This window comes from Microtetraspora malaysiensis, assembly GCF_050947145.1.
GTDB classification, from domain to species: Bacteria; Actinomycetota; Actinomycetes; order Streptosporangiales; family Streptosporangiaceae; genus Microtetraspora_A; species Microtetraspora_A malaysiensis.
This window is the reverse complement of record NZ_CP191998.1, coordinates 6,982,124-7,001,263: the sequence shown is the minus strand read 5'-3', so window position 1 is coordinate 7,001,263 and position 19,140 is coordinate 6,982,124. Positions and strand designations below refer to the sequence as shown.

Here is a 19,140-nt window from a genome sequence, read left to right as displayed (position 1 = left end):
CAGTTGCGATTTCCGGGAGGGGCGCGGTGGAATGGGAGCGTGGAACAGCAATCTCCGATCGCCGCCGCGCTGGCCCAGGTCGGCCCCCGGCTCCGGCGCATCCGCACCCGGCGCGGCGTGACCCTGACGGCGCTGGCCGAGGCCACCGGCATCTCCAAGAGCACGCTGTCCCGGCTGGAGTCGGGACAGCGCCGCCCGAGCCTGGAGCTCCTGCTGCCCATCGCGCAGGCCCACCAGGTGTCGCTGGACGAGCTGGTCGGGGCGCCCGAGGTGGGCGACCCCCGGGTCCGCTGCACACCCCGCGTCCGCAACGGCCGTACGGTGATCCCGCTGACCGTCCAGCCCGGGCCGCTGCAGGCCTGGAAGTCGATCATCCCGGCGGAGCAGAACCGGCCGGACCTGTGCACGCACGAGGGCTACGAGTGGCTGTACGTCCTGTCCGGACGCCTGCGGCTCATCGTGGCCGACCACGATCTGGTCATGGGCCCCGGTGAGGCCGCCGAGTTCGACACCCGCCTGCCGCACTGGTTCGGCCCCGCGGGCGACTCTCCCGTGGAGGTCCTCAACCTGTTCGGCCGTCAAGGAGAGCGGATGCACATCCGCACCCGGCCCCGCTCCCGCGAGAATGCGGCGACCTGACCGGCCCTCCCCGAAGGCAGATCCGCTCAGGAGCCCTTGACCAGTGTGAACGCGCCACGGGTCAGCCCCAGCTGCTCCGAGGCCGTCCGTCCCGTGTCGAACGGAGTTTCCGGGTCGCTCGCCAGGGTCGTCACCACGAACGCCCGCCCGTCCGCCGTCCTGGCGAGGAAGCCCAGGTCGTGCACCCCGGGCTCCGACCCGCCCTTGAACCAGACGGACGGCCACTCTGCCTTGTCCAGCGCGAGCCCCGCGTCGTTGATCGACAGGGCCTCGCCGACGCGCTTGTCGGGCAGCTTCGACAGCCGGGCGAAGGCCTGGCACACCTGGGCCGGGGAGGCATACCACTCGATCGTGTCCAGCTCGCGTGGTGCGGTCCACGCGGCGATGCCGGACAGCGGCACCTTGGCGACCACCTTGTCCAGGTACGTCCGTCGCCTGGCCGTTTCCAGCGACAGGTACTTCTTGGCGTGCCGCGGATAGTCGGCCCCCTTGAGCACGAACATCTCCCGCGTGGTGAGGAAGGGCGTGTCGCGCTTGTCGCGGGCTCCCCAGGCCCGCGCCGTACGCTCGACGTTCTTGCGGCCTGCCTTGTGGATGAGCAGATCGGCGGCGGTGTTGTCGCTGATGGAGATCATCAGCTTGGCGGCCTCCAGCACTGACACCTTGCTGTTGTCCGGGCGGTTCTGCAGCTCGCCCGACCCCAGGCTCTTCAGCTCCGGCGTGATCGTGAGCTGGGTGTCCCACCTGAACGCCCCGCTCGCGATGCGCTCGGCCACGGTCCCCAGCACATAGAGCTTGAACATGGAGCTGAGCGGGCGCGCCGTACCGGGGGCGACGGTGTGCACGGGGCGGCAGGTTCCGTCCTTGGTCACCTCCGCGGCGATGAACCCCGCCTGCGGCGCGAGCGTGCTCAGCCGCTGGTCCAGCTCCGCCCAGTCGTTGGGCGCGGGGGCGATGTAGAACAGCAGTCCGTCGATGAGGCCGGCGCCGTCCGTCGTGAGCGACAGGTTGAACAGGGCGCCGGCCGCCTCGACCACGGCGGTCAGCAGGGTGCTCTCCGAGCGGGTGAGCTCCTGGAGCCGCATGCCCGTGAAAGCGGTCAGGGTCTGGTTGAGCTGGTCAGCGGGGATGCTCTGGAGGAACGCGGCGGCGAAGTGCTCCCGCAGCTCGCTCTCCGCGATCGGCGGGCGGGTGGCGGCGTCGAGCAGCCAGCGCACCTGCCTGCCCGCGGGCGTGTCGGGGATGCTGGCCCGGCGCGACCTCCGTGGCCGGCAGGAGGCGCTGACCGGACGCGAACGCGATGTGCTGCGGGAGATGGCGCACGGCCGCTCCAACTCGGCCGTCGCCGACGCGCTGCATCTGTCGATCTCCTCCGTGGAGAAGAACGTCAGTGCCATTTTCACGAAGCTGGGGCTGGAGAACAGCGGGGACGTGCACCGGAGGGTGGCGGCGGTCCTCGCCTACCTGGGCCCCAAGCCATAGGTGAGGAGGCGCAGGAGGATCTCGTCCGGCCCTCGGCGCGCGGCGCGAGCCGTTGAGCGGTCTGCCCTCAGCAGACATATCGGCAGGTCGCGGGGATGCGGCGGATACAAAGGCGCCATGCGTGTTTCACCGAGCATGAGTTATCGGGATCGGCTGAACGAGAAGCTGTTCCAGCAACGGACCCTGCTGTTGACCGGCGAGGTCGACGACGAGATGGCCGAGCGGGCGTGCGCCGAGATGGTGTTGCTCGCCTCGGCCGATGCCGAACGCGACATCATCCTGTACATCAATTCGCCCGGAGGGTCGGTGATGGCCGGGCTGGCGATCTACGACACCATGAAGCTGGTCCCGAACGACGTGGTCACCGTCGCGCTCGGGTTCGCCGCGAGCATGGGGCAGGTGTTGCTGGCGTCCGGCACACACGGCAAGCGGATCAGCCTCGCGCACAGCCGGATCATGATGCACCAGCCGTCGGCCGGCATCGGCGGCACGGCGATCGACATCGCGATCCAGTCCGAGAACCTCCGGTACATGAAGCGGCAGTCCGAGGAGATCCTCGCCGCGGAGACGGGACGCACGATCGAGGAGATCGCCGCCGACAGCGACCGGGACCGCTGGTTCACACCGGAGCAGGCCCGCGACTACGGGATCATCGACGAGATCGTCGACTCCTTCCACAGCCTCGCGCCGTACGCGGCTCACCCGATGGGATTCTCGTCATGACGCAGTACACGATCCCGTACGTGGTCGAACGGACCCCGGTGGGGGAGCGGTCGTTCGACATCTTCAGCCGGCTGCTCAACGAGCGGATCATCTTCCTCGGAACCGAGATCGACGACGGCGTCGCGAACGTCGTGATGGCACAGTTGCTCCACCTGGAGGCGGAGAGCCCCGACCAGGAGATCAACCTGTACATCAACTCTCCCGGCGGCTCGACGACCGCGATGCTCGCGATCTACGACACCATGCAGTTCATCCGCGCGAAGGTCGCGACGTACTGCATGGGCCAGGCGGCATCCGCCGCCGCGGTGTTGCTCGCCGCCGGAGCCCCCGGGCGGCGGTTCGCGCTCTCCCACTCCCGCGTGCTGCTGCACCAGCCGTCCTCGCAGGGGCAGGGCACCATCTCCGACCTGACCTTGCAGGCGGCCGAGATAATGCGCGTGCGCACGCAGACCGAGGAGATCCTCAGCTCCCACACCGGAGTGGACGTCGCCCAGCTGCGCAAGGACACCAGCCGGGACCGGGTCTTCAACGCTCGCGAGGCCATCGAGTACGGCCTGGTCGACGAGCTGATCATCACCCGCGAGACGTTGTAGCGCTCATGCCGCCAGCAGCTCCACCCGCGGCGTACCGGACGGCCTGTGCGTCGCGATCCGGCGCGACGCCGTGATCCGCCGGACGGCGCGGGTGAGCAAATGCTCGATCGGCAACCCGAGCGCGTCGCACACCGAATGCAGCATCTCCGACGACGGCTCTTTGCGGCCGCGCTCGACCTCCGACAGATACTGCTTCGACATGCCGACCGTACGCGCCACGTCGTCGAGCGTGCGGTCCTGGTCCAGCCGCTCGTCGCGGAGGATCTCTCCGTAGACGTTGCGCAGCAACGGGTCCGGGTCGTCGGGGATCTCGGGGCCGCGCTCCTTGCCGGCCCGGCGCGTCCGGATGTCGATGACCACTGATCGGCCCGAGGCTGCCATGCCTCGCAGTCTGGCACGTCCGGATCCGCGGAAGAACGCTTGTTCGCGGACAGGTGAGCGAGCCGAGTTCCCTGGGCGTCCCCGGCGGGCAGCCCACGGTCCGGGACCGAACGAGCCCCCTCCTGCCCGAAGACGGCCGCGGGGCGGCGGCGATCCGTCCGCCGCCCCGCGGCCGCTTTGTTCCCGATCGGGGCCGGACTACCTCGGCGTGTCGACGGCAACGAAGGCGACGGTGCCGCCGGCCTGGAGACTGCTCACGCCCTTGCTGGAGCACTGGCTGATGTCCGAGGTGGGCGTCGCGTTCCCGGCGATCCGCTTGCCCTTCATCTTCCCTTCGGTGACCTCACCGATCAGCAGCATGTCGCCGGCGTTGTAGGAGTTCATCGCGTTGAGGTTGGGACGGATCGTGGAGGTCCCCAGCGCCTGGCCCTTGGCGTCGCTCCAGGTGATGGTGCCCGTGCCGGTGACGTTCTGGGCGCCGCCGACGCAGGACAGCTGCCCGCTGCCCTGGATGGTGATCTTCCCGGAACGCAGGTTGGGGAAGCTGTTGTCGGGGGAGGCGCAGTTGGTCAGCGTCAGGGGGCCCTTGACGGTCACCGTGCGGGCCTCCTGGCTCACCGGCGGGTTGAACGTGATCGGCTGGCCGCTGTTGGTGCTGATGGTGCAGGTCAGCACCGTGTGGCCGCCCGGCTGGCTGGGCGAGGGGGCGGCGACCGGTGTGGCGGGCTTGGCGGCGCCGCTCGACATCCCCTCGGCCACCGATGGGGCGGCCACGAGGGCCATTCCCAGGACGGCCGCGGCCGCGGCGGCGAGACCGCCGACGACGTGGGCGCGGGATCGAGGAGCGTTCATGGGCATCTCCCGGTAGATCGCTGTAGGTGATTGCTTGGTCACAATAAGTAACATGCGAGGGGTCTGTTTGGCAGGGACACGCGCGGATCATCGGTCATGACTTCCGCAGGACACCGTCAGGGAGCGCCGGTGCGTACGGGCAGCGGCGTCCGCTCCGGTCACCAGAGGGCCGGTCACCAGAGGTGGTCACCTGGAGCGCGGGCACGAAGAGCGTGGATGCTCGTGAGAAGGTCCGGTGGGCTGCTGTTTTTCCGCGGCCAGGGAGTGTCTGACAAACGCTGCCCCGGGCTTGACTTGTCAAACGACCTAGACTTGTTGCATGGTCGCGCAAGTTCCCAAGGGTTCTCCGGTCGTTCCGGTAGAGGCGATCGTGGAGGTGCTCAAGGCGATCGCCGATCCGACCCGGTTCCAGATCCTGTACGCGGTCTCCAGCCAGGAACGGGGCGTCGGAGAGCTGGCCGAGATCGTCGGCGCGCACGTGGCCTCCGTCTCCCAGCATCTGGCCAAGCTGCGCGCGGCGGGGTTGGTGAGCTCGCGCAGGGACGGCACGCGGATCTTCTACCGTGCGGCCAACCAGCATGTCGCCGGCCTGATGGCGGAGGCCGGGCTGCTGACCGGATACGTGACGGGCGTGATCGAGCCGCCGGACGACGGCCCCGCGCCGCCCCGGGAGGCGGCGGCGGGCGTGGGGTGGCAGCTGCTGCCGAGCCGGTTGCGTCCGGCGAGTTCCTGACCGTCAGCCGGGCGGCGGGTCCAGGCGATACTCCTCGTGCAGGGTGTCGTACGAGTACAGCTCCGCGTACCGGCCCCAGTCGGTGGCGACGTTCAGCTGCTCGGCGACCTGCTCGCTGGTGTAGTGGTGGGCCAGGACGTTGCGGAAGAATCCGGCGCGCAGGCGCCCGCCGACGCTGTTGGCCAGGCTGGTGGCGATGAAGCGCACCAGCGGGATCTCGATCGCGGCGGGAGCGAAGATCTCCTTGGACGTCTGCACGTCGGCCTCGGAGAACGCGCACCCTTGCGAAGTGAGCCGGACCTCGGTGCCTTCGACGGCGGCGAAGCCCAGCAGTTCCAGCGCGTCGATCAGCGGGAGCAGGTCGTCGACCTCCAGGCTGAGCTCGTCGGTCAGCTCCGCGAAGTCCAGGCGGCCGCCGTGCCGCTGGAGGATCTCGGCCAGACCGGAGAGGCCGTCCACGCCGGCCGCCGGAAGCGGGGTGTTGGCGGGGGTGCGCTTGGCGGGCGCCCGCACGCCCGGCGGCGGCAGCGGGGTGCCGTGGTCCCGGCCGGTCATGGTCTGGTAGATGACGTCGATGAGCTTGGTGAAGTCGGTGCTGTCGCGGTCACGGGGGCGCGGCAGCGGGATGTCGTACGCGGCGCGGATCGTGCCGTAGGGGCGGGCGGCGAGCACCACGACCCGGTCGGCCAGCAGGACGGCCTCCTCGATGTTGTGGGTGACCACGACGATGGCCTTGGTGGGGAACTCGCCGGACTCCCACAGCTCCAGCAGCTCGCCGCGCAGGTTCTCGGCGGTCAGGACGTCGAGGGCGGAGAAGGGCTCGTCCATCAGCAGCACGTCGGGCTCCACGACCAGGGCGCGGGCGAAGCCGACACGCTGCCGCATGCCGCCCGACAGCTCCTTGGGATAGGCCGACTCGAACCCGTCCAGACCGATCAGGTCGATGGCCTTGAGCGCGGCCTCCCGGCGTTCGCGGGCGGGCAGGCCGCGCGCCTCCAGGCCGATCTCGACGTTCTGCCGCACGGTGAGCCACGGCAGCAGCGCGAAGGTCTGGAAGACCATGGCGGTGCCGGGGTTGGCGCCCGTCAACGGCCGGCCCCGATACGTGATGGTCCCGGAGCTGGGCGGGATCAGCCCGGCCAGGCAGCGCAGCAGCGTGGACTTCCCCGAGCCGCTCTTGCCGAGCAGGGCGACGATCTCGCCCTCGTCGATGTCGAGGTCGATGCCGGCCAGGACCGGCAGATCGCCGTCGGCGCCCGCGTAGCTCTTGGTCAGGCCGGTCACGGTCAGCAGGGTCATGAGCTCTCCCGCGGTCACAACGAGTAGCGGTGCTCGGCGAGCCGGTACAGGCGGCGCCAGACGAGGCGGTTGATGAGCACCACATACATGCTCATGACCGCGACTCCGGCCAGGAGCCGCGGATGGTCGCCCGCCGCGGTCGCGTGGGCGATGTACGCGCCCAGGCCGGTGGCGGTCAGCGTGGTGCCGCCGAAGGTGACGACCTCCGCGACGATGGAGGCGTTCCACGCTCCGCCGGAGGCGGTGATGGCGCCGGTCACGTACGACGGGAAGACCCCCGGGATGATCAGGCGCCTCCAGCGGCGCCGGCCGTGTACGCCGAGGTCGTCCATCGCCTCGCGCAGGTCGGTGGGGATGGCCATGGCCCCGGCGATGGCGTTGAACAGGATGTACCACTGGGCCCCGAGCGCCATCAGCAGGATGCCGCCGATGTTGAGCGACAACCCCGTGCGCAGGAAGAGCCACGTCGCGAGCGGGAACAGGAAGTTCGCCGGGAAGCTCGCCAGGATCTGCACAACCGGCTGCGCGATGCGGGTCAGCCGCGGCGAGAACCCGATCTTCACGCCGATCGGCACCCAGATCAGGGTGGCCACGGCGACCAGCACCATCACCCTGGCCAGCGTGGCCAGCCCGAGCAGCAGCGGCTCGACGAAGATGGACAGCCCGGCGGGCTGTCCGGCGAGGTAGCCGACCAGGCTGACCAGGCCCCAGCCGATCAGCGCCAGCGTCACGACGGTGAAGAGGACGTCTCCGGCCCGCCTGCGCCGTGCGTCCACCAGGAACGGCCGGTCGTCGACGCCGAACACCCGCCCCGCCCGGCCGGCGGCCTCCCGCAGCGGCGCCAGGGCCCGGCCGAGCAGGCGGGGCCAGTTCGCCCGGCGCAGGAAGTCCAGCACCAGCGACCGCTGCACCTGCGCGGCCTCCGACTGCTCGACCTTGAACCGTTCGGCCCACGCCGTCAGGGGACGCCAGAACAGGAAGTTCACCCCGATGACCAGGATCGCCATGGTGAGGATGGCCCAGCCGACGTGGCCGAGGTTCCCGGCGACGATGGCCGCGCCCGCGTAGGAGCCGACCCCGGGCAGCGTGTACTCCCTGTTGGACACGCTGATCAGCTCGGAGGCGACCAGGAAGAACCAGCCGCCGCCGAAGCTCATCATCGCGTTCCACACCAGGCCGATCGCGCCCGACGGGAGCTCGACCTTCCAGAAGCGCATCCAGCGGGAGAAGCCCATGCCGCGGGACAGCTCGTCCAGCTCGCGGGGCGTGGTGATCAGCGAATGGTAGAAGGCGAAGGCCATGTTCCACGCCTGGGACGTGAAGATCGCGAACACCGAGGCGAGCTCCAGGCCGAGCAGTGATCCGGGGAAGAGCGCGACGAACCCGGTCACCGCCACCGTCAGGAACGCCAGGACCGGCACCGACTGGAGGATGTCGAGCGCGGGGATCAGCACGCGTTCGAGCCGCCGTGAGTGCGCCGCCGCGTAGGCCCACACCAGCGCGAAGACCAGCGACACCCCGAGCGCGGCGAACATCCGAAGCAGGCTGCGGCCGGCGTAGTACGGCAGGTGCGCCGGGTCGGTGTCGATGCCGCTGACCTGCGTGGGCACGAACGACAGCGTGACGTCCTTGCCGAGGCGGATCACCACGTACAGCAGAACCAGCAGTCCCGCGGCGACGACCGCGTCTACCCAGGAGAACCACCCCAGTCGTGGCGAAAGCGGGCGCGACGGGGCCAGGCGATTCGCCGGGGAGCGTGGGACACCCATGCCGCGACACCTTCCTGCGAGAGACCGACACCGGAAGCCGCCTCGCAGGGCCCGGGTCAGGCGGCGGGCGCGAGGCGGCCGGGACTGTCGGGATCGTCGTCCGCCGGCCGCCTCCTTGCTCGCCGCTGCGAGCTTGACACCCCTACGGAATACCCCGTGAACTGGCCGGACGCTCGGTGCCGGGGCAGGATCCCGGGCGGGCGGTGTACTATTTGCGTATTCGCGCAACTAGTCAATTAGACTGGTTATGGCCGCGACACGGCGGCCTCGATGCGTGCCTCGACGGCGAGGAGGTAATCGATCATGAACACTCTGACCACCGTCGAGTTCGTGCTACGCCTGGCCGTCGGCGTGGGGTGCGGCGCGCTGATCGGTCTGGAGCGCCAGTGGCGCGCCCGGATGGCCGGTCTGCGCACCAACGCGCTCGTCGCCGCCGGAGCCACCCTCTTCGTGCTCTACTCCGACGCGGTGGGCGACAGCGGAAGCCCCACCCGGGTCGCCTCCTACGTCGTGTCCGGGATCGGCTTCCTCGGGGCCGGGGTGATCCTGCGCGACGGATTCAACGTCCGCGGGCTCAACACCGCCGCCACCCTGTGGTGCTCGGCCGCCGTCGGGGTGCTCGCCGCCTCCGGGCACTTCGTCTTCACCGGGATCGCCACGATCGTGGTCCTGGCCGTCCACCTGCTCGGCCGGCCGCTGGGACGGCTCATCGACCACGACACGCCCGGCGCGGTCGAGGACCTGCACCCGTACCTGCTGAACCTCACCTGCCTGGCCGAGGCCGAAAAGCACATCCGCGCCCTTCTCGTCCAGTGCACGAGCGGCGGCGAGGTGATCCTCCGCGGCATCGACAGCATCGGAACCGACCCGACCGGCGACACCCGGTTCACCGCCCACCTTCTGCTGGACGGGGACGCCCCGGCGCGGCTGGAGCATCTGGTCGCCCGGATGTTCCTTGAGCCCGGCATCCACACCGTGGAGTGGCGCACCGCCGATGATCACGCCGCACCGCTGCCCGGCCCGGTCGTGACCGCACGCCAGGAGGAGGGGGTAGCGGCCCCCTGACTCGAAGAAGAACCCACGGGTGCGACCGGGGGCGGGCGTATCGCGTCGGTCAGGCCTGGAGATAGCGCAGGACGGCGAGTACCCGGCGGTGGTCGCTTTCTGATGGAGAAAGACCGAGCTTGGTGAAGATCTGCGTCACGTGCTTCTCCACCGAGCCGGACGACAGGAACAGCGCTTTGGCGATGGCGTTGTTGGAGCGCCCCTCCGCCATCATGGCCAGCACGTCGCGTTCTCTGGGAGTGAGCGTGCCCAGAGACTCCGCGCGCCTGCTCGCGCCCATGATCTGGGTGACGACCTCCGGGTCGAGGACGGTCTCGCCGGCCGCGATCCGGTCGAGCGCGGCCAGGAAGTCCTTGATGTCGGCGACGCGCTCCGGTGCCGCGTCGGCTGCGTGGCCGTCCCGACACCGAGGCGGGACCGCGTGAGCGGGGCTCGTCCAGCACGTCGTCTACGGCGAGTGCTCCGGAGATGTGTCCGCTGCGAGCCTGCGGGTCAGCTCGACCCGGGAGCGCACGTCCAGCTTGGCGAAGACGCGGGCCAGGTGGGCCTCCACCGTCTTGGGGCTCAGGTAGAGCCGCTGGGCGATCTCGCGGTTGGTGAGGCCGGAACCGGCCAGCGCGGCGATCTGCCGCTCGCGTTCGCTGAGTCCCGCCGGCTCCTCGGCCTGCCGGGTGAGGCTCGCCGCCATGCGCAGTTCCGCTTTGGCGAGCTGCTTCTCCAGCCAGGCGGCCGAGCATTCGGCGTAGCGCGCCTTGGCCCGGGCCAGCTCGTCCCGCATCGCCGTCGGGTCGCTGTTCCGGGAGTGCAAGGTCGCGAGGAGCTGACGCGCCCGGCCCTCGTCGATCGCCGCGCCCGCGTCGGCGAAGTAGGTGGCCGCCGCCGACGCGTGCGGCAGGGCCTCCTCCAGCTCGCCGTACTGGAGCAGGACCTCCGCCCGTGCGTGGTGCGCGGCGCCGAGCTGGTGGTCCATGCCGAGGCCCTTGGCGTCGGCGAGGCCGAGGTCGGACAGGAGCAGGGCGCTGTGCAGGTCGTTGAAGCGGGCCGCGGAGACCGCGTGCAGCGCCTGCCGGTAGATTCCCGCGCCGGCCGCCGTCTGCGGAAACCACGGGCCGGCGGTGAGCTGGGCGAGGCAGGCGGCCACCCGGCCGGCGTGGAAGTTCACGGTGGCGAGGTTGAGCCGGGTCAGCTCCGACCACCACGCCGATCGGGGCAGCGCCGGGCCGATCAGCCGGTCGGCCGCGGTGAGGGCGGCCTGCGGGCCGCCCAGCCACAGCAGCGCGGGCAGTGCCGCGGCCCACACGGTCGCGGTCAGCTCATGGCTGTTGGGGAAGGCCGCCAGCTCGGCCGCCTCCTCGGCGGCGGCGACCGCCGCGGAGAGCTTTCCCTCGCGGGTGAGCAGGACGACCTCCACGATGCGCAGGAAGGGGAAACCGGGGTCGAGCCCCTGGTTGCCGACCAGCTCCAGCCCCTTGGCGAGGTGCCGGGCGGCCCGATCCCGGAGGTTGAGCTGCGCCTCGACCAGCGCGAGGGGCGCGAAGAGCGCGGCGTGCGGGCGCAGCTCCGCGTCGGCGACGCCGTCCGCGATCCGGGTGGCCTGTTCGACGTGGACCTCGGCGTCGCCGGTACGGGCCTGCTGCGCCGCGTTGAGCGCGAGCAGGCTGTGCGCCGTCGCGGCGAGCGCCTCATGCCCCAGCTCGCCGGCCTGTTCCAGCGCCGCCAGCGCGTGTCGCCACGCCTCGTCGCTGTCGAGCCGGAGCGAGTCGAGCGCGGCCAGCTCGATCAGGATGTTGGCGGTGTGGGGACAGGCGTCGGCGCCCCGATTCAGCATCCTGACCAGCAGGTGTTTGGCCGCGTCCAGGTCGCCCGTCAGGCGGGACAGGACGGAGGCGAATGCCGCGGCCTCCAGGGACGTGGGTTCCGGCCCCGGCAGCACCGCCTCCAGGATCTCCCGGCCCTCGGCCAGCTCGCCCTCCGAGGCGACCGCGCGGGCGAGCGCCATGAGCATGGTCATCCTCCGCGAGGTCAGGTCCTTCCGGGCGGGGAGGACGCGCAGCGCGGTACGCAGCAGGCGGGACGCGGTGGCCGGCGCAACGTCGAGCAGTCCCGCCGCGGCCTCGTGCAGGATGGCGGCCGCCCGCTCGTCGCCCTGCCGGGCCGACCGCTGGACGTGATGCGCGAGCAGCGTGACCGGCCCGCGATGGGCGTCGAGGTAGGCCGCGGCGCGTTCGTGTGCCCGCGTGCGCCAGCCCATGCCCGCGTCCCGATAGACGGCCGCGCGCAGCAGCGGGTGCCGGAAAGTGAAGAACGCGTCGGTGGGCACCACGGCGCCGTGCGCGCAGAGCCGGTCCAGCGCGTCGGCGGTCTCCTCCTCGCCGGTCTCGGCGATCCAGGCCACCAGGTCGAGGGAGGCCTGGTCGCCGGCGACGGCCAGCGCCTGGGCGACCCGGCGCAGGTCGTCGGGCAGGACGTCGAGCTCGGCCAGCAGCAGCCCCTGCAGCGCCCGCGGCCCGCCCACGGGGTACTCGCCGCCGGTCAACCCGGCCAGGACCGAGTCGCCGGCGTCCGCGAGCGCGTGCAGATAGAGCGGGTTTCCGGCGCTGGCCCGGTGCAGCAACCGCCGCCGATGCGGGCCGGCGCCGGGGAAGAGCTCCGCGAGGTCCTTCTCCTCAAGCGGACGCAGATCCAGGAACACGGCCTGGTCGTCCGCCTGGGGCAGGGCGGCGGCGACGCCGGTGGGCAGCGGCGCGGGCCGGTACGCCACCGCGACGAGCAGGCCGCCGCGCGGTGGCTTGCGCAGCAGGTACTCGGTGAGCTCCAGGGAGGGCTGGTCGGCCCAGTGCAGGTCGTCCAGGAGCAGGGCGATCGAGCCGGGCGCCACCTCCAGCAGGCGCCGGATGCCGCGGTACAACCGGTAGCGGTCGGTGCTCGCCTCGGGCTCGTGGTCTCCCCTGGAGATCGACACGAGGGTCTCCAGCGCCGTCCGCGCCTCCGCGTCGTCCGGTTCGGGCGGCGACCACGGCGTCAGCGCCTCGATGTAGACGGCGAACGGGAAGCTCCTCTCGAACTCCGTGGCCCTGCCGGACATGACGGTGAAGCCGCGTTCGCCGGCGCGCCGGCTCAGCTCGGCCAGCAGCCGCGTCTTGCCGATGCCGGGGCTTCCGGTGATGGAGACGGTGCGGAACCGCCCGGCGGCCACGTCGCCAGCGGCCCGGTCGAGACGCCCCAGTTCGGCCGCGCGTCCGATCAGCCCGGGCGACGCCGAGAAAGGATCGTGCATGCTCACCATCCGAGACGCGAGATCTCGTTCCAAAGTAGGCGATCACCTCACAGCATGTGAAGGTCATCCTGACCTGCGGGCGACAAGGGAGAGAACGGCGATGGCCCGCCCGGGAGCACGCCCGGGCGGGCCATACTGGGGCGGCTATTGTTCAGTCGGGAAGTTGGGGTGTTCGGTCCCGACCGGGCCGCAGAACCACCAGGTGAGGATCCTGGTGAGGTTGAAGGAGTCCCCGTCCGCGGCGCTGATCGACCTGAGGTCGATCTGTCCGGACGGGTGAATCAGACCGGGAAAGATCTCCCGGTAGTCCTCATCCTTCCATGCGCGGATCTCGTTCATCGGTATCACGTCTCCTGGGGCTGACCGGGGAAGCAGCGCAGCAGCAGCGACATGGTGACCGTGACGCACAGCCAGCTCGTGACCTGCGCGTCGGCGCCGGTGGCGGAGGTGAGGTCGATGTCGCCCGCGGGGTGGGCCATCCCGGCCAGGTCCTCGCGGTGGTCCTCGTCCTTCCAGGCGCGGATCATGTCGTGGTTCATGAGGGGGGTTCCTTCCTGTGAGTGAGGGGAAGCGGCGTTAGCTGTCCTTCTGGAACGTGCCGAAGATGATGGTGATGAAGGTGCAGGGAGCGGTGCTGGTGATCCACCAGGTGTTGCTCGCGTCGGCGGCCGTGCTCAGGTTGATGTCACCAGCCGGGTGGCCGAGGCCCGCCGGAAGGCTGTCCCGGTGGTCCTCGTCCTTCCAGGCGCGGATCAGGTCATGGTCCATGGAGTTCACCTCCTTTCTGGGGTTCGTGGGGTTCGGGGGGTGCCGCGCCGTGGCGCGGCGTCACCGGACGAGGCCGGGCAGCCGCTCGGCGGCGGCCGCGGCCTCTCCGGAGGTCAGGGGGCCGAACATGGCGGCATAGTGGCCGCCGAGTTCGAGCAGCTCGGCGTGGGTACCGCGCTCGGCGATGCGCCCGGTGTCGAGCACCACGATCTCGTCGGCGTTCTCGATGGCGGACAGGCGGTGGGAGATGACCAGCCGGGTGACCCGCAGCCGGTTGAGCGCCGCGTCCACCCTGCGCTCGGTGGCCGGGTCCAGATGGCTGGTCGCCTCGTCGAGGATGAGCAGCCGGGGACGGTGGACCAGGGCCCGGGCGAGCGCCACCCGCTGGCGCTGCCCGGCCGACAGGGCCAGGCCGCCCTCGCCGACCCGCGTCGCGTAGCGCATGGGCATCCGCTGGACGTCGTCGTGCAGTCCGGCCACCTCGGCGGCGTACTCCACGTCGGCCTGCGAGGCGTCTGAGCTGCCCATGGTGATGTTGTCGGCGATGGTTCCGTTGAAGAGCGACAGGTGCTGGAGCACCGCTCCGCAGTTCGCCCGCAACTCGTGCAGGTCGAGCTCCTCCAGGGGGATCCCGGAGAGGTGGATCTCGCCGCTGTCGGGGCGCAGCAGGCCCAGGACCATCAGCGCCAGGGTGCTCTTGCCCGATCCGGTACGGCCGGCCACGCCGATCTTGCGTCCGGGCCGCATCGTGAGCGAGATGTCCTGGAGTACGGGCGTGGCCTCCGGGTCGTAGCCGAACGTGACCCGGGACAGTTCCACGTCGATGGGCCCACCGCCGGGCAGGCCGGTCGGGCCGACCGGCTCCTGCCCGGAGTCGAGCACGTCGTGCATGCGCTCCACCTGCGCCCGGACCGACTGCAGCGACTGGCCCGCCGTGGCGAGGGAGCCGAGTGGGGTCAGGACCGACACCGCGACGGCGTTGGCGGCCAGCATCGCGCCGGCGGTCATCGTGCCGTCCAGCACGAGGCTCACGCCGAGCACCAGCATGGCCAGCGGCGACAGAACGCGCATCGTGCTCAGCGCCGCCTCGACCACGGCCGACGAGCGGCCGCGCCGGAGGCCGGCCTCCTGGTGGCGTTCGAACAGGGTGCCCCAGTGGCTCAGCGCCCGGGTCTCCGCGCCGTTCGCCTTGAGCGGCAGCACCGCGTCCAGCGTCTCGACCAGGTAGCCCTGTTCCTCCGACATGGCGTACAGCTCGCGTTTGGCCAGCCTGCCCTGCCTGCCGTACGTCACGACGATCAGGCCGACCTGGACCAGGCCGAGCAGGAGGGTCAGCGCCAGATACGCGGGGGCCAGCACGGCCAGGCCGACCAGGTAGAAGCTGAGCATCGAGGCGTCGAGCACGATCATGAAGAGCTGGCCGGTCAGCACCTCGCGGGCGCTCATCACGCTGGCCAGGCGCATCAGGAGATCGCCCCGGGACCGCTGGAGGAAGAACAGCAGCGGCAGCCGCAGGAGATGCGCCATGAAGCCGCGGGTGAGCACGGCGTTGGCCCGGGTGCGCAGGGTGATCGCCACCCAGCCCCGTATGAGCGCCGCGCCGGCGTGCGTCATGGCGGTCACCGCGACCCCGAGGGCCAGCAGCGGGACGAGTCCCGCCTGGCGCTGCGGCAGCAGTGTGTCGACGACGTACGCCGTGGTCAGGGGCAGGGCGAGTCCGACGCCCTGCAACGCGGCCGACGCCAGGAGGATGCCGGCCATCGGCCCCCGGGTCCCCGGTACGGCCAGCACCTCGCGCAGATATCGGGGGATCGGCCAGTCGCGGGCGCGGCCCAGCCGCCGCCGGAAGTCCGGCTCGGGGCGGAGGGTCAGGCAGATCCCGCTGTAATCCTCGGCGAACTCGGTGTGGGACAGCCGCCGGCGTCCGCCGCTGGGGTCGGCGATGCGGACCCACCGGCGGGTGCGTCGCTCCAGCACCACGAAGTGGCGGCCCCGCCAGAACAGCATCAGCGGGCCGTCGGGCAGATCCGCCGGGGCCACCTGCTCGACGTCCGCGGCCAGGCCGAGCCGGGCCGCGGCGTCCATGAGGCGGCCGACCGACAGGCCGTCCCGTCCTGCGGCGAGGAAGGTGCGACACTCGGCCATCAGGGTGTGACGTCCGAAGTAGCCGGCGATCATGGCCAGGCAGGCGATCCCGCACTCCGTCGCCGTGAGCTGCTGGCGCAGGGGAACGCGCCGGGTGCGGCGGCGCACCAGGGCGAGCACCGCCATGAGGGCCGCGCGGATCCGGCTCACGCCGTCACCCGCTTCGGCGGCTCGAAGAGGAGCACGGAGGGGACGGTCCCGGGCGAGGCCAGCCGCAGCAGGCCGTAGCCGATCCCGGCCAGGCCCGTCATGAGCGACGGTGTCTCGATCTCTCCCGGTGTGCCGCACACCGGACCGTCGCGGTCGAGGGAGTCCACCGCACGCGCCAGCGCGCTCCGGGCCTCCGGGGCGAGGCGGGCGCCGCGCTCCTCGGCCAGCAGGAGCAGGTCGGCGTTGCCGAAGACGCCGTGGCAGAGGCTGTGGCCGCGCAGCGACAGCCCGCCGCGTACGGTCGCGGCCAGCGCCAGGTCCAGGTCGGCGCGCAGGTCCGCATCGGCGCGGAGGCCGGGGTTGTCGCGGAGGTCCAGCACGCCGGCCCTGGCCAGGCCGATGCCGGGCGCGCCGTGGCACCAGGCGTACATGTGGGAGGCGAACCTCTCGGTGTCGCCGCGCCGGTCCACGCGGTGGTCGGGCCAGTTGCCCAGTTCCGGGCTGTAGTCGGCGCGCTCCCCGGCGAGCGCGGCAAGCCCCGTCTCGGTGAACCGGGCCTCGCCCGTCACCGCGCCGAGCCTGATCAGCGCCCAGCCGATGCCCGCGGCCCCGTGCGAGAAGCCCGACAGCGGCCGGCTCGCTCCGTCGGCGGGCCAGGCCACGCCGTCCTCCTGGGGTTCGGCGCGGTCCACCAGCCGACGGCCGCACGTGACGGCGATGTCCAGCGCCCGCTCCGAGTCGGTGTGGGCGTGGACGGCGAGCAGAGCGCCGATCGTGCCCGCGCTGCCGCTCAGAATGTCGAGCGGGTCGGGGACGTCCTCGTCCAGCAGCCCGGCGACGTGCTCGACGGCCTGCACCACGGACGGGGCGGCGTCCTCACCGGCGCAGGCGGCGACGTGGAGGAGCCCGTAGGCCAGCCCCGGCATCCCGCTGAACCCGCCCAGGCCGAACAGCCGCCCGCGCTGCTCGGCCGGCATGAGCGGGTAGCGGTCGAGCAGCGGAGGGATCATCCAGAGCGCCCGCCGCGCCAGATCGACGAAGCGGCGCTCGCCGGTGACTGTGCCCAGCCTGGCGAGGAAGACCGCGATGCCCGTGTGCCCGCCGTAGAGGTCGGTCTTGAGCGGCGAGACCCGCCAGCCCGCTTCGCTGACCGGCTGCAGCCCCAGCCACGACACGCGCTCTCCGTCGCGGATCGCCAGCTCGCTCAGCCGGTCGGCGATCCGTACGGCCTGCTCCAGGCAGCGGTCCGCCGTCTCCGGCGGGACCAGCGGGCGGTCGGGTTCCTCGCGGGGAGCCGCGCCCGTGACGGCGGGTCGCGTCGCCAGGGTCGAGCGGATGATCCATTCCTGTCGGGCCCGGTCGGCCGCGGCCATGCCGGCGAGCTTGGCGTGCACCCGGTCGAGAGGGCTGGCCGGGAAGAACTCGGGGATCCGCTCGCCGTGGCTGTCCCACAGGTCGCGCGAGCCGGGGCGGCCGGTGAACAGCGGGACGTCGCCCGCCCACAGATCGGCCTGCTCGTACGGCACCACCCGCAGCATCGACTCGCCGACCGTCGACACCGACCAGAGGAAGTCCAGGTGACGATCCCGGTTCAGGGCGTCCCGCATCAGGTCGGGATGCGTTCCCTCGTCCAGGAGCGTGCCGTACACCTGGGTGGCGCGCAGCACGGCGCGGACCTCCAGCTCGGTGAAGGCCGCGAGCGGGCCGCCCTCCGCCGTGAGCTCCTCGCGGTGGCGCAGGATCGCGTCGTAGCCGGTACGGAAGCCGAGCACGAGCTGGTCGACGTGGTGCGCCGGCTCGGCGGGGGTTCCGTCGAGCGTCGGTCGGTTGTTGCCGCCGCCGAGTGCCGTCCGCCGCCGCACCATCCGCATCGTGTCGGTGCCGCCGGCCTCCAGCGTCGGCAGGGCGAAGGGGTACATCGCCCCCGCGTCGCCGCCCAGCCCGCCGAGGTCCAGCTCGCCGTCCTCGCTCGACAGGAGCATGGGCAGCACCCCCACCCGGGTGACCGACGAGTTCAGCACGGTCAGCGCCGGGTCCTCACCCTCCTCCAGCACGGGGTGGGGGAGCTGCGGGTGGAACAACGCCTCCAGGTCGATGAGGACCGGCTGGTCGCCGTGGGCGATGAGGTTCTCGAAGTGGAAGTCCGCCGCCTCGATGGTGTGCAACAGCGCCAGGAGCGCGCCGAGCCGCCGGTAGTAGCCATCCACCTCCTCCACCGAGCGACACGGGGCGGCCTCCACGAACGCGATCCAGCCGTATCCCTCGCGCTCCACGATCTCGGGGACGCGCAGGCCCATGTGGCCCGCCCGCTCGTCGAACCATCGCAGCAGCGTCGCGAACCGGGCGTGTACGGCGACGGAACGCGGCTTGTACACCAGCCGCGCGCCCGAGGCGAAGCGGAGGATGGCCACCGCCCGGCCGCCCTGGTGGGTGTCGCCGTCGTTGAGCGTCAGCCCGGTGATCGGGCCGGGGTCGGCCGCGCCGAAGAGGGCGGCGACGACGGCCTCCCGGTCCGCGGTCCAGCGCCGGAGCAGCTCCCGCACCGCGGTGACGGTCTGGTCGGCCCGCTGCGCGAGCAGCCGTCCGAGCACCTGGTATTCGGCCAGTAGCGCGCGCCGGCCCTCGGGAGCGGCGAAGTACGCGACGAAGGACGCGAACCGCGCTTCGGGCGTGTCCCCGGTGAGCCGTCCCTCGACGCGCAGCACGTTGAGCTCCAGCACCAGCGTCCGCGTGGCCAGACTGAGCAGCGCGGCGCTCAGCGCTTGGGCGATGCCGGAGCGCAACGCGTCGCCGTGCTCCCGGGGGATGTCCGGTTCCAGGCGTCGGAGCGCGTCGTCGGTGAACGGCTCGACGATCGCCGCCATGCCCTGCCGCCAGTCGGCCTCCGGCGCGGCCCGGTCGTGGCGCTCGCCGGACAGGACGCGGCCGAGGGTCTCGCTCCAGTCCGGGACCGTGTCCACCCTGGCGCTCAACCGCTCGGGAGGCTCGGCGAGCAGCGCCAGCAGCCCGGCCTCGCTCCCGCAGCCGGCGGGCAACGCCGCCAGGCGCGCGGCGAACGCCGGCCCGTCGCCGAGGCCGTGGGCCCGTTTCCACCGCTCCAGCCGCCTGCGGGCCCGCTCGTCGGCCTCGTTCGCGACCTCGGGTGCTCCCGCCGTGGCGCGCTCCGCCAGGGTCAGCGCACTGATCCACAAAGGAAGGCCCGCCGACGCCAGGGGATCGATCGCCGGGACCGTGGTGTCCGACATGAACTGACTCCCAAGCACA

At 71.7% G+C, this 19,140-nt stretch carries 18 protein-coding genes; 6 read left to right on the top strand and 12 right to left on the bottom strand.

Annotated elements, in window-relative coordinates; all coding sequences use genetic code 11:
* Window positions 1–39 precede the first annotated feature (39 nt).
* Window positions 40–639, top strand: coding sequence for a helix-turn-helix domain-containing protein (locus ACQP1V_RS32975; RefSeq protein WP_433414061.1), 600 nt, complete (start codon window positions 40–42; stop codon window positions 637–639).
* 26 nt (window positions 640–665) lie between these two features.
* On the opposite strand, the gene ACQP1V_RS32970 is transcribed toward ACQP1V_RS32975, so the two are convergent.
* Window positions 666–1,856 (bottom strand): serine hydrolase, encoded by a 1,191-nt coding sequence (locus ACQP1V_RS32970; protein WP_433414058.1) that lies wholly within the window; start codon window positions 1,854–1,856, stop codon window positions 666–668.
* Between ACQP1V_RS32970 and ACQP1V_RS32965 the strand changes: the two genes are divergently transcribed.
* The 3 genes from ACQP1V_RS32965 (at window position 1,831) to ACQP1V_RS32955 (ending at window position 3,437) form a co-directional block, all read left to right on the top strand.
* Window positions 1,831–2,121, top strand: coding sequence for a response regulator transcription factor (locus tag ACQP1V_RS32965; protein WP_433414056.1), 291 nt, complete (start codon window positions 1,831–1,833; stop codon window positions 2,119–2,121). The two genes, ACQP1V_RS32970 and ACQP1V_RS32965, sit on opposite strands and share 26 nt — an antisense overlap.
* Window positions 2,122–2,238: 117 nt before the next feature.
* Window positions 2,239–2,844: a ClpP family protease gene (locus ACQP1V_RS32960; RefSeq protein ID WP_433414055.1), complete on the top strand. Its 606-nt coding sequence runs from the start codon at window positions 2,239–2,241 to the stop codon at window positions 2,842–2,844.
* Entirely contained in the window at window positions 2,841–3,437 is a 597-nt protein-coding gene (locus tag ACQP1V_RS32955) for a ClpP family protease (protein ID WP_067136967.1), read from the top strand. The genes ACQP1V_RS32960 and ACQP1V_RS32955 overlap by 4 nt, the downstream gene beginning before the upstream one ends.
* Window positions 3,438–3,440: 3 nt before the next feature.
* On the opposite strand, the gene ACQP1V_RS32950 is transcribed toward ACQP1V_RS32955, so the two are convergent.
* A complete protein-coding gene (locus tag ACQP1V_RS32950) occupies window positions 3,441–3,818 on the bottom strand; it encodes a helix-turn-helix domain-containing protein (RefSeq protein ID WP_387410301.1) in 378 nt (125 codons plus the stop codon).
* 198 nt (window positions 3,819–4,016) lie between these two features.
* Window positions 4,017–4,670: a hypothetical protein gene (locus ACQP1V_RS32945; RefSeq protein WP_387410300.1), complete on the bottom strand. Its 654-nt coding sequence runs from the start codon at window positions 4,668–4,670 to the stop codon at window positions 4,017–4,019.
* A gap of 319 nt (window positions 4,671–4,989) precedes the next feature.
* Between ACQP1V_RS32945 and ACQP1V_RS32940 the strand changes: the two genes are divergently transcribed.
* Window positions 4,990–5,403 carry an ArsR/SmtB family transcription factor gene (locus ACQP1V_RS32940; protein ID WP_433414052.1) on the top strand — a complete coding sequence of 138 codons (414 nt, stop codon included), beginning with the start codon at window positions 4,990–4,992 and terminating at the stop codon, window positions 5,401–5,403.
* Window positions 5,404–5,406: 3 nt separating this feature from the next.
* Here the strand turns inward: ACQP1V_RS32940 and ACQP1V_RS32935 are convergent, their stop codons facing one another.
* Complete coding sequence (locus ACQP1V_RS32935) at window positions 5,407–6,702, bottom strand: ABC transporter ATP-binding protein (protein WP_433414050.1); 1,296 nt, start codon at window positions 6,700–6,702, stop codon at window positions 5,407–5,409.
* Between the two features lie 14 nt (window positions 6,703–6,716).
* Entirely contained in the window at window positions 6,717–8,471 is a 1,755-nt protein-coding gene (locus ACQP1V_RS32930) for an ABC transporter permease (RefSeq protein WP_433414047.1), read from the bottom strand.
* Between the two features lie 303 nt (window positions 8,472–8,774).
* Here ACQP1V_RS32930 and ACQP1V_RS32925 point away from each other — a divergent pair, with 303 nt between their 5' ends.
* Window positions 8,775–9,536: an MgtC/SapB family protein gene (locus tag ACQP1V_RS32925; protein ID WP_433414045.1), complete on the top strand. Its 762-nt coding sequence runs from the start codon at window positions 8,775–8,777 to the stop codon at window positions 9,534–9,536.
* A 49-nt stretch (window positions 9,537–9,585) separates the two neighbouring features.
* On the opposite strand, the gene ACQP1V_RS32920 is transcribed toward ACQP1V_RS32925, so the two are convergent.
* The 7 genes from ACQP1V_RS32920 to ACQP1V_RS32890 all read right to left on the bottom strand — a co-directional run bounded on the left by ACQP1V_RS32920 (window position 9,586) and on the right by ACQP1V_RS32890 (window position 19,121).
* Window positions 9,586–9,816, bottom strand: coding sequence for a response regulator transcription factor (locus ACQP1V_RS32920; RefSeq protein ID WP_433414043.1), 231 nt, complete (start codon window positions 9,814–9,816; stop codon window positions 9,586–9,588).
* Between the two features lie 168 nt (window positions 9,817–9,984).
* A complete protein-coding gene (locus ACQP1V_RS32915; RefSeq protein WP_433414041.1) occupies window positions 9,985–12,813 on the bottom strand; it encodes a helix-turn-helix transcriptional regulator in 2,829 nt (942 codons plus the stop codon).
* Window positions 12,814–12,957: 144 nt separating this feature from the next.
* Window positions 12,958–13,152 carry a hypothetical protein gene (locus ACQP1V_RS32910; RefSeq protein WP_433414039.1) on the bottom strand — a complete coding sequence of 65 codons (195 nt, stop codon included), beginning with the start codon at window positions 13,150–13,152 and terminating at the stop codon, window positions 12,958–12,960.
* Between the two features lie 5 nt (window positions 13,153–13,157).
* The gene (locus ACQP1V_RS32905; RefSeq protein WP_433414037.1) at window positions 13,158–13,352 is read right to left on the bottom strand and encodes a mersacidin/lichenicidin family type 2 lantibiotic; all 195 of its coding nucleotides are present in this window, start codon (window positions 13,350–13,352) and stop codon (window positions 13,158–13,160) included.
* A 37-nt stretch (window positions 13,353–13,389) separates the two neighbouring features.
* Window positions 13,390–13,581, bottom strand: a complete 192-nt coding sequence (locus ACQP1V_RS32900; RefSeq protein WP_433414035.1) for a mersacidin/lichenicidin family type 2 lantibiotic — start codon at window positions 13,579–13,581, stop codon at window positions 13,390–13,392.
* Between the two features lie 60 nt (window positions 13,582–13,641).
* Window positions 13,642–15,876, bottom strand: coding sequence for a peptidase domain-containing ABC transporter (locus ACQP1V_RS32895; protein ID WP_433414033.1), 2,235 nt, complete (start codon window positions 15,874–15,876; stop codon window positions 13,642–13,644).
* Window positions 15,873–19,121, bottom strand: a complete 3,249-nt coding sequence (locus ACQP1V_RS32890) for a type 2 lanthipeptide synthetase LanM family protein (protein ID WP_433414031.1) — start codon at window positions 19,119–19,121, stop codon at window positions 15,873–15,875. Before ACQP1V_RS32890 ends, ACQP1V_RS32895 begins: the two co-directional genes overlap by 4 nt.
* Window positions 19,122–19,140 lie beyond the last annotated feature (19 nt).

Coding starts and splice junctions, on each gene's coding strand:
- ACQP1V_RS32915 (WP_433414041.1), bottom strand. CDS start 12,813: ATGCACGATCCTTTCTCGGCGTCGCCCGGGCTGATCGGACGCGCGGCC.
- ACQP1V_RS32920 (WP_433414043.1), bottom strand. CDS start 9,816: ATGGGCGCGAGCAGGCGCGCGGAGTCTCTGGGCACGCTCACTCCCAGA.
- ACQP1V_RS32960 (WP_433414055.1), top strand. CDS start 2,239: ATGCGTGTTTCACCGAGCATGAGTTATCGGGATCGGCTGAACGAGAAG.
- ACQP1V_RS32900 (WP_433414035.1), bottom strand. CDS start 13,581: ATGGACCATGACCTGATCCGCGCCTGGAAGGACGAGGACCACCGGGAC.
- ACQP1V_RS32950 (WP_387410301.1), bottom strand. CDS start 3,818: ATGGCAGCCTCGGGCCGATCAGTGGTCATCGACATCCGGACGCGCCGG.
- ACQP1V_RS32910 (WP_433414039.1), bottom strand. CDS start 13,152: ATGAACGAGATCCGCGCATGGAAGGATGAGGACTACCGGGAGATCTTT.
- ACQP1V_RS32945 (WP_387410300.1), bottom strand. CDS start 4,670: ATGAACGCTCCTCGATCCCGCGCCCACGTCGTCGGCGGTCTCGCCGCC.
- ACQP1V_RS32930 (WP_433414047.1), bottom strand. CDS start 8,471: ATGGGTGTCCCACGCTCCCCGGCGAATCGCCTGGCCCCGTCGCGCCCG.
- ACQP1V_RS32940 (WP_433414052.1), top strand. CDS start 4,990: ATGGTCGCGCAAGTTCCCAAGGGTTCTCCGGTCGTTCCGGTAGAGGCG.
- ACQP1V_RS32890 (WP_433414031.1), bottom strand. CDS start 19,121: ATGTCGGACACCACGGTCCCGGCGATCGATCCCCTGGCGTCGGCGGGC.
- ACQP1V_RS32905 (WP_433414037.1), bottom strand. CDS start 13,352: ATGAACCACGACATGATCCGCGCCTGGAAGGACGAGGACCACCGCGAG.
- ACQP1V_RS32935 (WP_433414050.1), bottom strand. CDS start 6,702: ATGACCCTGCTGACCGTGACCGGCCTGACCAAGAGCTACGCGGGCGCC.
- ACQP1V_RS32955 (WP_067136967.1), top strand. CDS start 2,841: ATGACGCAGTACACGATCCCGTACGTGGTCGAACGGACCCCGGTGGGG.
- ACQP1V_RS32925 (WP_433414045.1), top strand. CDS start 8,775: ATGAACACTCTGACCACCGTCGAGTTCGTGCTACGCCTGGCCGTCGGC.